We start from the raw sequence: 12,990 nt of genomic DNA on the forward strand, positions 1-12,990 counted from the left end.
GCAACTCCTGTCTCTTGTGGTATGGTTACTCCAGTATCTGCTAGTTGTACATCGCCCGATTCGTTAACCTCGACGCCTGTATCAACCTCTTCCCCTGAACCGGTTAATAATTCGGCTAAATCTCCTGGCTGAACTGGCAACAATTCCCCATCTGACGTCCTCGGTGGTTCAACCTCCAGAGACAATAATCCCCCAGGTCGAGAAATTTTGACTAAATTGGAACCGGGAACGGCTGCAACGGTAATGCTTCCCCCAGGTGCGGTTAGTTTCCCGGTGTTAACGACATTGCCAGCCAGTAGGGTTAGATTTTTTCCTTCTGATACCGCTAAGTCGCCTGCATTAACAATACTTCCCGCCTCAGATACATCAAAGGCAAATTGGTTGGGGTTTCCGACTAAGTTGTTATAATCATTCGTGCCAATGGCGTTGAACCAATTACCATTGTCAAAACCAATAGCGTCAGCGGTGGTGGCGAAAAAGTCACCGGGGACGTTTAATTGGGAAGAAGGACCCAAAATAATCCCAGCCGGATTCATTATATATAAGTTAGGATTGCCGCCTGTGACCTGAATTAACCCGTTAATCACAGAGGCGTCACCACCGACGACGCGACTGAGGATATTGTTTAAATCTGGATTGGCTAAAAAGTTGGCGACTTCTTCGGGATTTAAGCCAAACTGCTGGAAACTCTGGAAAAGATTTTTGCCATCAGAAGACAGACTACCACCGGAAATGTCGATGCGGTTCCCATCCGGTGTGACAATTGTCCCTGTACCGTCTGCTGCGGGAATCGGCTGCGCCAAGACTGGAGAATCAACCACCAGTGACGCAATACCCAAAAGTATACCTTGGCACAGACACAGCAAGACCGATAAGCAACGCCAGCACAACCGAGCCGATTTCATTAGTTCAACACCCTGTAATCGCTATGCTTGATAGTTTCGCTGATCCTGAGCGTTTTTGGGTTTTATTTTAATAAAAGTAAACAATATTTAGTTTTGATTCATTGTGCTATTCGACTAGCAGGATGAATCAATTATGATAAAAAAATCCAACTCTTATCGGGTTGCACAGAGTAGGTAAAACGTCCATGGTGAACTGTTAAAAAATCAAATCCTGACCATCAAACATTATTTTTCAGGACTTAGGCAGCGAAACCACTTATGGGGGCAAAGGTGCGTTACGCTACGCTAACACACCCTACGAATAGAGACTTGGCGTAAGTCCGATTTTTATAATAAGTTGGCAATGGCTAGTGGAGTGGCACACCTTAATTGGTGGATTAGAATCGTAGGGGCGCACCGACGTGCGCCCAATTTCACGCCGACGTGCGCCCAGAAAATCGGCAAAATCTATCAGATTTGTTTTGTAGTGAGAGAACCTGAGCCAACTCCAGCTATGCGTTTAAGCACTAAAGTGCTTACTACAAACTTGCTTTCTGCTTTATCTTAAGGATTGCGTCGCCGAAATTCTGCCGGGGTTAAGCGTAGGGGTTGTTCCGGGTTCCAAATTCCATATCCCATAATTCGGGCGTATTCTTGAGCGCGGATTAGGCGTTCATTATATTTATTATTGGGCGATCGCGGTGTCGCTAGAACATATCCTTCTTTGATTAGTTGTTCATTGATCATGACTCCATCATGCCAAACGTAGGCTAACCAACGACCAAAACTGTCTTTGGTTTGGACATCGGGTTCTAAGAAAACTGATTGGAGTACCAGTTGTTGACCCCTCGTTTCACCGATAAGTTGTTCAATCCGAGTTTTAGCCGCCGTTCCCCAAGGCTGTTGTTTTAAGTCGGGTGCTTCTATGCCAATTAACCGCACCCGGACGATTAAGGCGGGTTGTTGAGTGGTATCTAATACTTCGATGGTTTGTCCACTGACAACTTGTTGGACTTGTACAGGGATACCAGGAGGAACTTTTTTAGATTGGCATCCTCCCAGTAATAGGAGAAGGCTACAGCTAATCAGGAGGGCAATAAGGCGGTTGGGATAAGTGGTTAAGGTATCCGAAATGGAACTATTAGTTGTGTGATTAGCTGTAGCTGTGTGGTGTTTTGATCCCCCCCAGCCCCCCTTCACAAGGGGGGAGTAATGCTGATATTGGTGATTGATGTTTGTTCTAATCCTCATCTAAGGGCAATCCAAACCGAATCTTGCCTTTACCAAAATAGCGCCCAAATTGGAGTTCGTAGACTTCATCTTCATCCTGGGTTTCGACTTCTATGTCAGAACGGGGATAACCCACACATAAAAGCGCGTAACCTTTTTGGCGCAGCGCTGGCGATAGTCCCATGGCTTCGGGTTGATAGATGTCACCGGAGAGGACACGCACCGCACAGGTGGTGCAAGCGCCATTGCGACAAGAAAACGGGAGTTCTACGCCTTGGTCTTCGGCGGCTTGGAGAATGTAGCGATCGCTTGGAACTTCTAGAGTATGCTTGGTATTGGTTTGGCGATGGTGAATGGTAATTTTATAGAATTGAGTCATCCCTTTCGTGTATAATTACAGATTGTGTGCTAAGTTTGATACTGTTAAGTCTCGCACACATCATAATAAACCCCCTGGAGAGGTGGCCGAGCGGTTTAAGGCGCAGCACTGGAAATGCTGTTTAGGGGAAACTCTAACGAGGGTTCGAATCCCTCCCTCTCCGTTGACAAGACGGTTGAATCATTCTAAGCCTGACGTGTCGGGTGTAACCGGAACAGTTCGAGGTCTTTGAGTGGCGATGCGGATAGAAAGCAAGTAAAGCCCCCCCGCGATCAGCACAGCAAAGATTAGTAGCAGGACTCTAACCCAGGTCTTTTGATGCCAATTTTTCGGCTCTGGCTCATGCATCAGTTTTTTGCCACCCTTGATTGGCGTATTGCTTCAGATAAACTAATTGTAGCGAGACAGGTGAATCATCCCCCCACAGGGGATGCTACCCTAAGGGTAACTGGCGAGTCTCAATTCCTAACCTCGGAAGAGACCCAGTGAATGTTCCATCAATTGATAGGATAGTCTTGTGGTTGCCACTCCTGAAAAAGTCCAATCAATACCCACATCTAACCCAGAAGGCGGCGATCGCGTTGCCGTTTTACTCATGGGTTACGGGGAAGTCGAAAGTTACGAAGACTTTGCCAACTATAATGAGCAAGCCTTAAACTTATTAACCGCTAAGTTTGCACCTGTACCCACTTGGGTGTATCCCCCCTTAGCCAAACTGTTAGCCGTTTTTGATTTCCATGAGTGGGGACATCAGCACAATAACTTCATCTCCCCCCACAACCAAATTTTTGAGCAGCAACGAGCCGGAATCGAACAACACCTGCAAGAAAAATGGGGCGATCGCGTCCAAGTCTTTAAGGCGTTTAACTTCTGCGCTCCGTTTTTACCGGAACAGGTGCTGGAGCAGATTAAAGCTCAAGGCTTTGATAAACTGCTGATTTATCCCCTCCTCGTCGTTGATTCTATCTTCACCAGTGGCATTGCTGTCGAACAGGTGAATAATGCCTTAGTCAAGTTGACAGAGGGCGACGAACATTGGCTCAACGGACAACGGTATATCCCCTCGTTTTACAACGAATCCGCCTACATTGACTTAATGGCGCAGATGGTAGAGGAAAAAATCGCGGCTGATTTAGCCTCGGCTTACTTACCCTCTCAAATTGGCATTGTCCTGATGAACCATGGTTGTCCCCACGAGGCAAAGGGATTTACCTCCGGCATCATGGAAAGTGAGGCATTGTATGAACGGGTACGGGAAAAGTTAATTTATAAGTATCCTTTAATTTCAGTGGGTTGGCTGAATCACCAAACCCCTTTGATTAAATGGACACAACCCAATACTGAGTTAGCGGCGAAGAATCTGATTGATTTAGGGGCAAAAGCGATCGTATTTATGCCGATTGGCTTTGCTACAGAAAATCATGAAACCTTGCTAGATGTTCATCACATCATTCACGCTTTAGAGCATCGTAACTCTGATGTGACGTATGTGCAGATGCCCTGTGTTAATGATCATCCTGACTTTCTAGCCATGGCGGCAGATTGGGCAAATCCTCAGATTGAAGCGCTTTTAAGCGAAACTGCGATCGCGGTTAATCCGGAATCAGCTTCCAGTCATCATCATCACCATCATCATCACCACGATCACTAAACCTAAGATCCCCGACTTCTTGAAGAAGTTGGGGATCTGATTAAGAGAGTTAGCCTTCCTTAACCTCCCATCGACACAACCGGGGAAGCTGTGCCAAATCTAGGAGATAGTTACCCGTCCAAAGAACAATTTCTACAATTAACAGAGTCCTTACCCACATCAATTCGCTATCAGAATTCAGGATAGTCAATCCTTCATATAATTGCCAGAGGCGATAAGGCAGATATAAGTAAGGAACCATTACCCAAACGACCGATTGAAACTGTTTTAATGTGATTATCTCCGATATAATTTGTAATCCTAGCATCAAAAAATAGGAGACAAGTACAGTTAACACCGTAGAATAATGCCACCAGACACCCCAGAGAAGCATAACGACTAGGGGAACCAAGACTCCGATAACCTGAACTGTACCAAACCAAATTTTGAACCATCCGGGCAAGGGTTCAGGAATAGTGAACGGTTTAGCCTTCCGCCACGCCCAGCCGACAATTGCGGTAAATCCAGTGGCAACGATAAAGAAACCGAGGTTCTCTACAATTAGGTATAAATTAGTATTGACAGAAGTCATATAATTGTGATCCGTAATCGGTTAATTGTCAGGTAAATCGCGTTTGAAACAATTTATTGATGATCTGTCATTTTCTCATCGGTTCTCCTAGTTCTGGCAAGTCTACCCTAGCTACCAAACTAACTCAACTCGAACCCAAAGCGGTGATTGTATCCACAGACGCGATCCGGGCGCAGCTATTTGGGGATGAGAACATCCAAGGGGATTGGTCATTGATTGAGGCGCAAGTGTTGCAGCAAATTCATCGATCCATTGCCGATGGCAACCCGGTGATTTATGATGCCACCAATGCTAAACCCGAATGGCGGCGATCGCTGTTGCCTAAGATATCTGGTGAAACCGTGCGCTGGGTAGCTTGGTATCTTACCACTCCCTTAGAAACTTGCAAAGCTTGGAACCGACAGCGCCAACGCCAAGTTCCTGATCCGGTGATTGAGGAGTTCTATCGCGCATTACGAGATCATCCACCTCAAACCAACGAGGGATTTTTAGCCGTGAATTCGGTCAATATCGCGGATACAGAATTGGAGATCTCGTCAATGTTCAACCGTTTTGATCAACCAATCAATCGGTAGAAACGTTGCATGCAACGTCTCTACATATCTATGTAATCTAAAGATAGGTAGGATTAAAGGGATTCATCGTTTTATAGGATGACTGACGAACATAAGGCTGACGTACCATCGGCTGATTCTCAGCAGGTGCAAAAACCAACGGAAGGAACAACCCCAGAATCGGTTGATAACTCCTGGACGAACCGCATGGCTGGACTCTGGACTACAGCCAGCGATCGCTTGCAGAAACTCCTTCCCACCGAACAAGTCACACAAACGGTGATTGACTGGTTTAGTGTTAATGAGGCGCAAGTCGCTGAGATTTTGGCGTCGGTGCGGAAAGAACTCCCCACAACCCAAGCGCTGCTGATTGGCAAGCCTCAATCAGGGAAAAGTTCTATTGTGCGGGGATTGACAGGGGTTTCGGCGGAGATTGTGGGTCAGGGATTTCGTCCCCATACGCAATATACTGAGCGTTATGCCTATCCCTCAAATGACCTACCCTTGCTGATTTTCACCGATACTGTGGGTTTGGGTGATGTTAACCAAGAAACGCCGATCATTATTCAGGAATTGGCGGGCGAATTGCAACAGGATAGTAATCGTGCCAGAATCCTGATTTTGACGGTGAAAATTAATGACTTTGCTACGGATACGCTGAGACAGGTGGCTGAACAGTTACAAGAGGAATATCCCCAGATTCCCTGTTTGCTGGCTGTAACTTGTTTACATGAACTTTATCCAACTGATGTCGTTGATCATCCTGCTTATCCGCCAGACTATGAAGAGTTGAATCGCGCCTTTGAGGGGATTCAGGACACCTTTAAGGGACTTTATAATCGGGCGGTTATGATTGATTTTACCCTAGAAGAAGATGAGTATAATCCCGTATTTTATGGCTTAGAGGCACTCAGCGACGCCTTAGCTGAGTTATTACCAGAAGCCGAATCTCGTGCCATTTCTCAATTATTGGCACAGGGAGACGCAGGTCAGCAACTTGGTAATCTCTACCGGGATGTCGGGCGACGTTATATTTTGTCATTTTCGATTATGGCAGCAACTCTGGCGGCTGTACCGTTACCTTTTGCTACAATGCCCGTTTTGACGGCGCTACAAGTCTCACTGGTTGGTTTGTTGGGGAAATTGTATGGACAAACGCTGACGCCTTCTCAAGCTGGGGGAGTCGTGAGTGCGATCGCGGGGGGTTTTGTGGCGCAGGCGGTGGGACGAGAGTTAATCAAATTTTTACCCGGTTTAGGGAGTGCGATCGCGGCGTCTTGGGCGGCGGCGTATACGTGGGCGTTGGGTGAGGGGGCTTGTGTTTATTTTGGGGATTTAATGGGCGGAAAAAAACCCGATCCTCAGAAAATTCAAGCGGTGATGCAAGAAGCATTTCAGTCGGCTAAAGAACGATTTAAAGGTATAAAGTAAACCTGAAAACCAGCCCGGAGTTCAAACTCCGGGCTAATAGCCCAAGTCCATTAAAATGGACTAAAATTCTTATTCAGTCGTCTTTAGACGACTTTAGCTTTCAGCCTTGGGTTTCAACCCAAGGCGGTTGGTGAGACTGTGGTCAAAGTATAGCAACCGCCATAGCGGTTAGGACACATCATTTATGTAGAGACGTTGCATGCAACGTCTCTACAATGGTGCCGAAAGTCCTAATTGATGTGTCTACTGCTATAATTGCCAGCCGTGCTAATCCAACATTCATTCTCGCAGGTAAGATAAGGAAACATATTGATCAAGGGTATTCAGATGGCAACCATCACACTTGAGCTTACGCCAGAACTCGAACAACAGTTACGGGATGAGGCTGCCCAACAAGGTCTTGATCCCAATCATTACATTGTGAATGCATTGAAAGAGCGCTTGCGCCCAGTTCCGCATCCTATTTCCCGCCTGTCAAAGGCTGAAGCTGACTTATTGCAAAACATTAATCTGGGTTTACCACCACAAAGATGGGAACAGTATCATACCCTGCTGGCTAAACGCCGTGCTGAAATCTTAACACCTGAGGAACAGGCAACATTAATTGAGATCTCCGACCAAATTGAACAAGCCAATGCTCGTCGAATTCAGTATTTAGTTGAACTGGCAAGTTTACGAAACACCTCATTGGAGACACTCATGCAGGAATTAGGCATTAAAGCCCCTGCATAAGTCTGAGCCAAAGTTAACAGCGAAACAGAAGGAAGCTGTTGCACACCTTCTCAAGTTGGAGGAGTCGTGAGTGCGATCGCGGCGTCTTGGGCGGCGGCGTATACCTGGGCTTTAGGTGAGGGGGCTTGTGTTTATTTTGGGGATTTAATGGGCGGAAAAAAACCCGATCCTCAGAAAATTCAATCGGTGATGCAAGAAGCGTTTCAGTCGGCTAAAGAACGATTTAAAGGTATAAAGTAAACCTGAAAACCCGCCCGGAGTTCAAACTCCAGGCTAATAGCCCAAGTCCATTAAAATGGACTAAAATTCTTATTCAGTCGTCTTTAGACGACTTTAGCTTTCAGCCTTGGGTTGAAACCCAAGGCGATTGGTGAGACTGTCGCTTCTGCTCCACCAACAATCCTAGTTGTTGCTGCTGACGAATAAATGCGGCTAAATAATCATGAACTAATTGATAGCGAGCAGCCGGAAGCTCTGGTAACATAAACACCAATCCAGATTCAACAAAAAGCCTAAGTACCAAATCTAATTTACTCGCATCTGTCGTTAAATCATAAACGAATTCCTTTAAATCTCGTTCTAATTCAGCGCGAGTCTTTAGCGGGCGAGTTCCCTTTTCATCCGTCAGCAAATACAGCAGTAATTCCGCTGCTTGTCGATTCTCAACGCCACAATCCTCAATCACAGCTTCTACGTAGTGCTTGACTAATTCGTCCTTCGTTCCTACCTCTCGATAGTCAGCCAATGTTTTAATGTTTTCCGCTTGCAGTTGCGCCCCGACAATCTGTAATTCAATGGGTAATATTTCCCCCGTTTGACCTGCTAAATCTTTGACCAGTTGATCAATTAAGGCGGGTTCTAGATAAAAGCGCGATCGCGTGGTTAAATCTTCTATAATTGATCGGGCATCTGCGGGTGAAAAATTTCCTAATCCATACAGTACATTCTTGCCTAAAATATCATGACCAATGACACTCATGCTATCCAGGCGATTGCACTCTAGTAGATAATGCAGGTAATCCTCCCGCAGCGATAGAATTACTTTGACTGATAAAATATTCAGACAGTCTCCTAAAAAGTCCCAAAATGGTCGCCGTTGCGCTAAATTGGGATAAACAAAGAAGAATTCTTCAAACTGATCAAAAATTAGCACTGTCCTGATATTGTGCTGTTCATTTTGCCGTAATTGTTCCAGGATTTTGGCGTAGGGCGGGGTTTGTGGCGAGGTTGGTGTTTTTCTGGAAAAGTTATTGTCTACATCCTGAGAAGGTGAGGGCGGATTTTGTTGAGAGGTTTGTGGTTTTCTGGAAAGGTTATCTCCTAAACCCGCCCCTACAGAAGAATCGGGCGGGTTTTGTTGAAAGGTTGGTGGTTTGATCGAAACGCTATCGTCTAAACCCGCCCCTACAGGATTATTTGGCGTTTTTTCCTCCTCTAACTCATCCCTTACAAAATTTGTTGTTAACTGCCTACTTAATTCTTCTACCCAATTGGTATAAACTCGGATTAAAATAGGTAAATTATTTTGAATACCAATAAATCTGTGCTTCAACGCTGGCATTAATCCCGCATTCACGAGAGAACTTTTGCCCACGCCAGATAGTCCATGGATCACGATTAGTTTACAGTCATTCCGTCCAATTCGTTCCAATAATCGCTCTAAATCTCGCTGTCGCCCTGATGCGATAATTTCCGGCGCAACTGTTTCTTGATTATCGGTTTTGGCTGACGCTTCTTGTCGATGGGGTTGGAGTCGCCCGGCACCAACAAAGGCGCGAATACTGTATTGTTGTTCAATAGAAAGCCGTAGTTGTTTTGTGGCAAAAGCCTCTAAATAGTGCTTTTTTTCAAAGTAAAGATCGCGTAATTCGGCTAAAATTCGGATATAAACTAAAGGATGTCCTTTATCACCTAACTCTCTGGCTTGCACCAAATGCGCGATCGCGTCGTGTTTATTGCCCAATTGTCGTTCGGCTTGGGCTAAAAATAGCAAGTTTAATCCCTGAAACCATCGCTTCTGTTCCGGGAGTTGAGCTAAAATATCCTCGGCTTGTTGTGCGACTTGGCGACTCTCTTCCCAGCGTTGTTTTTGTAAGGCGACTTCGGCTAAAAAACTATAATCTTGGGCTAATTTACTGGTAATTCCATACTGTTGATGCAAGGATAACCCCTTTTGTGCCACTTGCTCTAATTCATCCCATGACTGCATCCGTTGCAAGACTCGTTCAAGTTGGGTAATGGATTTTGCCACTAAATCGGGGCGGTTTTCTTGTTCAAAGATTTCCAGACATTGCTGTAAAGCAATCTTGGCGGGTTGCCAATTGGGTTCGCCGTGTTTTGTTCGATCAACGGCGTAATAGTGGTAGAGTCCAATGTGAAATAGCACTAACCCGACTTTTAATTGAGGGTTAATCGTTTCTCCGGGTTCTTCAATAAGGGTTGGTTGATTTAGATTATCGGTTTGAGGCGAAGGGTTATCAGTAAAACCCGCCCCTACATAGGTTTGTTGTTGCCAAAATTCTAAACTTTTCTGAAAATAATCTAAGGCTTCTGGACTATCACCCGCATTTATTCCGCGTAGAAATGCCAAGTCTGCGGCAAACTGGGGGGTTAAGTCTAGTTCCCGCTGAGATAACTCTTTTAAGGCTACCTCGAATTCTGAACGAGTTAAGCAACCTAGGTCTAAAATGTTGGCTAACTTATATAAAGATTGAGGGGAATTTACAGCTAAGGCTTTGGTAAATAGAGATGTGACAGCCTGCTGGAGACTATTAACTAACTCATCCGTTGGTATCGCAAACGCGGTTGTTGTTGCCCAACTCTCGAAATCTGGCGCAATTCTCAGTAGTCGAATATAAACCCGATCATTCATCCATAGGATGAAAGGAAAGGGAAAATTCTTGCGAAACTCCTCCCGCACCTGATTCATCGCCGCGAACATGTCGTCCACATTGTCTAAAGCGGCAAAGCCAGATACCATAAGGGCAGAAGGTATCTCCTGTCCCAGTTGCGATCGCACGGTGCTAAATAGGGTTTTGTCGTCTGGCTTCAGGTGAATAAGTCGGATGTCGAAGGTGCATTCGTCTTGCAGTTGCTGGATCAGGCGTTGTTGCAAATACCCATAGTTACAACGCGCCAACATCAGGCAAAACTGTCCCTGACAGGCTTCCATTGCCCAGGCTAATTCATCTAAAGACTCCTGATTGGCTAGAGTAAAATCGTTCAAGTCTTCACTCCTACATCATTTATTTATTGTAGTGAGTTCAGGGAAAAAGGAGCAAAAAATCTGACCACTTATTCTCATTGAGGCTAACTATCCCTGAATTAGCCTGTGTGGATATCATGAATACTCAACTCACACGTTCCGAACTTAATACATTTGAAAATATATTACCCCCTGACGGCACAGCCCAAGACGCGATCGCGCTTCTCAAAGACCAGAATGGTGATATTGAGGTAAATTTGAGGTTAACATAAGCACGTATTGGGTATATTGTCCATATACCTAAGATTACAAATTGTGACTTTAGAAAAATGCTACAATCTTTACTGATTAAGGCTTTCCGCTAATTTCCTAGTCCACCTATGAGCTGTGCCACGCTACTAGATTTACTTAAGTTTTGCGTAGCGCATTCACTCGGATCTGTTCTCCAACCTCGTGCTAACGGCTCAACAGGCGCTAAACGGCAATGTCATCTAACAATTTAGACCACTACTACAGAATACTGGGACTAGAACCCGGAGCCTCCCTAGAAGACGTGAACCAAGCCTACAAAGACTTGGCATTTATTTGGCACCCGGATCGCGTCCCCGAGGACAATCAGCGCTTGCGCCAGAAAGCTGAAGCCAAACTCAAGGAAATTAACCAAGCGCGAGACGAACTGCGATCGCAAAAACCCAAAACCCCCAAACCTCCATCCTCACCGCCGCGCAAATCGGCTTCCAATACCTATTATTACCGTGCGCGATCGCCCCGACGAGAACCCACTCAATCGCGGCGTTACTATCAATCCAGAGAACCGCAGCAACCGCCCTCCTCATCCAGGAACTACTACCAACCCAGAGAACCGCAGCAACCGCCTTCCTCATCCAGGAACTACTACCAACCCAGAGAACCTAAGCAATCCCAGCGCCCGCGATCGCAGCCTGATCTCAGTGGCGCTAATTTTCAGGGGGTTGATCTGAAAGAAAAAGACCTATCTGGACGTAATCTTAGTAATGCCAATCTCAGTCAAGCTAACCTGACGGATGCTTTTTTACATAAGGTGAATCTCAGTGGCGCGAATTTAGAGGGAGCAAATCTGTTTCGCGCTAACTTATTTCAAGCCTGTTTAGTTCAGGCAAATTTACGGGATGCGAATTTAATTGGTGCAGATTTAAGTGGGGCGGATTTGAGTGGTGCGGATTTGCGGGGCGCTAAAGTGGGAACAGGCGACCGATTGTTGGTTAAATTAACGGGAGCTATTTTATCGGGGGCTATTTTACCCGATGGTAGAATTCATGAGTAATCAGACTGAAGAAAATTTGTTTGAGTTCGTCAGCATAAGTTGTGAGGATGATCATGGATTTTCTCCCAAAGTCAACACTCCTAAAGCCATATCCACTACTAACTGCCGATTTCTTAACCACTTACGACCCGATTTGAAAAATCAACTCCTCATTATCTCCAAATTTCCCCTCAATCATATTGTGCCGAATACTCCAGTGTCATTCACCTTAAACATAAAGGTTTGGGTTTGAGGATAAGTTTGAATCACCTTTTGCAGGAGTGTAATCTCATCGAAGTCTAGAATATAGGTTCCACTATTTGGCTCAATCATGACATACCCATTGTTATCCTTCCTAAGGAGTTCCGGCTTTAATCGGTCAAAAATAACTTGACAACGCTGATACAATTCTTCCTTTTCAGCTTGCCACTGGGTTATTTTTTCCGGAGACCATTGAATCTCAGAAAATACTCTGCCTCGACGATGTACTGTAGGATTGGATTTTGATTGAGCCATTCTTGTTTATCCTGCTTCTAATCCTGGATAATTTTATCTCAATTTTATCTCTAAATTGCTAAATTGACTCCACTGTACGGGTGTATCTCGATCCGGTATCTTGGAAAGAAATACATCCGGCGCTTGTCGAGGCGGGTTGACACACCTACCGAGAATGTTGCTGACTTCAGCGTTTGTAGTCAGTGTCTGACTTTAAGGCGAAGACAGCGCCACGACGAACTCCTCCAGAATCTGCCCAGATAGGTTAACCTGTATGCTAGAAGACGGTTCCCCGTACCCACACCTTGAACAGTTAACAATCCTCTGACTGTCAACGTTCTCGTTTTGTCAATCCTTTATCAGGGATGAGCCGGAAGTTATATGAATAGTTTAATTCAAGATGACATATTGGACATATTTTCAGCCGACTTTTCCGGCGTATCTATCGCGAGAACGATTTCCAATTGTGGAGGAAACAGAATCCTATTATGGAAAAAGCATTGGCGATGAAACTTTAGAATTTTACTGGGCGAAAATTTAGCAGTAGAACCGACAAATATGGGCGCGAAGGTTTCG

Annotated in this window: 14 protein-coding genes, 1 tRNA gene and 1 pseudogene; 10 read left to right on the forward strand and 6 right to left on the reverse strand. The window is 45.3% G+C overall.

What is annotated here, in order from left to right; all coding sequences use genetic code 11:
- From RIG66_RS31535 to RIG66_RS31545, 3 genes are all read right to left on the reverse strand, one after another.
- On the reverse strand, positions 1 to 905 hold a 905-nt coding region (locus tag RIG66_RS31535), incomplete at its 3' end, for a filamentous hemagglutinin N-terminal domain-containing protein (protein ID WP_446383738.1).
- 543 nt (positions 906 to 1,448) lie between these two features.
- The gene (locus tag RIG66_RS31540; RefSeq protein ID WP_446383807.1) at positions 1,449 to 1,982 is read right to left on the reverse strand and encodes a thermonuclease family protein; all 534 of its coding nucleotides are present in this window, start codon (positions 1,980 to 1,982) and stop codon (positions 1,449 to 1,451) included.
- Positions 1,983 to 2,124: 142 nt separating this feature from the next.
- A complete protein-coding gene (locus tag RIG66_RS31545) occupies positions 2,125 to 2,493 on the reverse strand; it encodes a 2Fe-2S iron-sulfur cluster-binding protein (protein ID WP_446383740.1) in 369 nt (122 codons plus the stop codon).
- A 76-nt stretch (positions 2,494 to 2,569) separates the two neighbouring features.
- Here RIG66_RS31545 and RIG66_RS31550 point away from each other — a divergent pair.
- The 3 genes from RIG66_RS31550 (at position 2,570) to RIG66_RS31560 (ending at position 4,144) form a co-directional block, all read left to right on the forward strand.
- Positions 2,570 to 2,656 (forward strand) — tRNA-Ser (locus RIG66_RS31550).
- Between the two features lie 155 nt (positions 2,657 to 2,811).
- Positions 2,812 to 2,982, forward strand: a complete 171-nt coding sequence (locus RIG66_RS31555) for a hypothetical protein (RefSeq protein WP_446383742.1) — start codon at positions 2,812 to 2,814, stop codon at positions 2,980 to 2,982.
- A 28-nt stretch (positions 2,983 to 3,010) separates the two neighbouring features.
- The gene (locus RIG66_RS31560; RefSeq protein ID WP_446383744.1) at positions 3,011 to 4,144 is read left to right on the forward strand and encodes a ferrochelatase; all 1,134 of its coding nucleotides are present in this window, start codon (positions 3,011 to 3,013) and stop codon (positions 4,142 to 4,144) included.
- Between the two features lie 49 nt (positions 4,145 to 4,193).
- On the opposite strand, the gene RIG66_RS31565 is transcribed toward RIG66_RS31560, so the two are convergent.
- Entirely contained in the window at positions 4,194 to 4,715 is a 522-nt protein-coding gene (locus RIG66_RS31565) for a hypothetical protein (protein WP_446383745.1), read from the reverse strand.
- A 59-nt stretch (positions 4,716 to 4,774) separates the two neighbouring features.
- Here RIG66_RS31565 and RIG66_RS31570 point away from each other — a divergent pair, with 59 nt between their 5' ends.
- The 4 genes and pseudogenes from RIG66_RS31570 to RIG66_RS31585 form a co-directional block, all read left to right on the forward strand.
- Complete coding sequence (locus tag RIG66_RS31570; protein ID WP_446383747.1) at positions 4,775 to 5,290, forward strand: AAA family ATPase; 516 nt, start codon at positions 4,775 to 4,777, stop codon at positions 5,288 to 5,290.
- A gap of 78 nt (positions 5,291 to 5,368) precedes the next feature.
- The gene (locus tag RIG66_RS31575; RefSeq protein WP_446383749.1) at positions 5,369 to 6,700 is read left to right on the forward strand and encodes a GTPase family protein; all 1,332 of its coding nucleotides are present in this window, start codon (positions 5,369 to 5,371) and stop codon (positions 6,698 to 6,700) included.
- A 327-nt stretch (positions 6,701 to 7,027) separates the two neighbouring features.
- Complete coding sequence (locus RIG66_RS31580) at positions 7,028 to 7,432, forward strand: hypothetical protein (RefSeq protein WP_446383751.1); 405 nt, start codon at positions 7,028 to 7,030, stop codon at positions 7,430 to 7,432.
- A 30-nt stretch (positions 7,433 to 7,462) separates the two neighbouring features.
- Positions 7,463 to 7,672: pseudogene (locus RIG66_RS31585) on the forward strand (hypothetical protein); the annotation flags it as partial.
- Between the two features lie 100 nt (positions 7,673 to 7,772).
- On the opposite strand, the gene RIG66_RS31590 reads toward RIG66_RS31585, so the two are convergent.
- A complete protein-coding gene (locus RIG66_RS31590) occupies positions 7,773 to 10,658 on the reverse strand; it encodes an nSTAND1 domain-containing NTPase (protein ID WP_446383753.1) in 2,886 nt (961 codons plus the stop codon).
- 77 nt (positions 10,659 to 10,735) lie between these two features.
- Between RIG66_RS31590 and RIG66_RS31595 the strand changes: the two genes are divergently transcribed.
- Positions 10,736 to 10,909, forward strand: coding sequence for a hypothetical protein (locus tag RIG66_RS31595; RefSeq protein WP_446383755.1), 174 nt, complete (start codon positions 10,736 to 10,738; stop codon positions 10,907 to 10,909).
- Positions 10,910 to 11,121: 212 nt separating this feature from the next.
- Complete coding sequence (locus RIG66_RS31600; RefSeq protein ID WP_446383757.1) at positions 11,122 to 11,940, forward strand: pentapeptide repeat-containing protein; 819 nt, start codon at positions 11,122 to 11,124, stop codon at positions 11,938 to 11,940.
- 174 nt (positions 11,941 to 12,114) lie between these two features.
- Here RIG66_RS31600 and RIG66_RS31605 read toward each other — a convergent pair whose 3' ends face one another.
- A complete protein-coding gene (locus RIG66_RS31605) occupies positions 12,115 to 12,435 on the reverse strand; it encodes a hypothetical protein (protein WP_446383759.1) in 321 nt (106 codons plus the stop codon).
- A 379-nt stretch (positions 12,436 to 12,814) separates the two neighbouring features.
- On the opposite strand from RIG66_RS31605, the gene RIG66_RS31610 reads away from it, so the two are divergent.
- Positions 12,815 to 12,955: a hypothetical protein gene (locus tag RIG66_RS31610; RefSeq protein WP_446383761.1), complete on the forward strand. Its 141-nt coding sequence runs from the start codon at positions 12,815 to 12,817 to the stop codon at positions 12,953 to 12,955.
- Positions 12,956 to 12,990: the final 35 nt, after the last annotated feature.

This window comes from Coleofasciculus sp. E2-BRE-01, assembly GCF_040221695.1.
GTDB lineage: Bacteria > Cyanobacteriota > Cyanobacteriia > Cyanobacteriales > Coleofasciculaceae > Coleofasciculus.

Coding starts and splice junctions, on each gene's coding strand:
- RIG66_RS31545 (WP_446383740.1), bottom strand. CDS start 2,493: ATGACTCAATTCTATAAAATTACCATTCACCATCGCCAAACCAATACC.
- RIG66_RS31555 (WP_446383742.1), top strand. CDS start 2,812: ATGCCAATTTTTCGGCTCTGGCTCATGCATCAGTTTTTTGCCACCCTT.
- RIG66_RS31565 (WP_446383745.1), bottom strand. CDS start 4,715: ATGACTTCTGTCAATACTAATTTATACCTAATTGTAGAGAACCTCGGT.
- RIG66_RS31570 (WP_446383747.1), top strand. CDS start 4,775: ATGATCTGTCATTTTCTCATCGGTTCTCCTAGTTCTGGCAAGTCTACC.
- RIG66_RS31575 (WP_446383749.1), top strand. CDS start 5,369: ATGACTGACGAACATAAGGCTGACGTACCATCGGCTGATTCTCAGCAG.
- RIG66_RS31580 (WP_446383751.1), top strand. CDS start 7,028: ATGGCAACCATCACACTTGAGCTTACGCCAGAACTCGAACAACAGTTA.
- RIG66_RS31600 (WP_446383757.1), top strand. CDS start 11,122: ATGTCATCTAACAATTTAGACCACTACTACAGAATACTGGGACTAGAA.
- RIG66_RS31605 (WP_446383759.1), bottom strand. CDS start 12,435: ATGGCTCAATCAAAATCCAATCCTACAGTACATCGTCGAGGCAGAGTA.
- RIG66_RS31610 (WP_446383761.1), top strand. CDS start 12,815: ATGACATATTGGACATATTTTCAGCCGACTTTTCCGGCGTATCTATCG.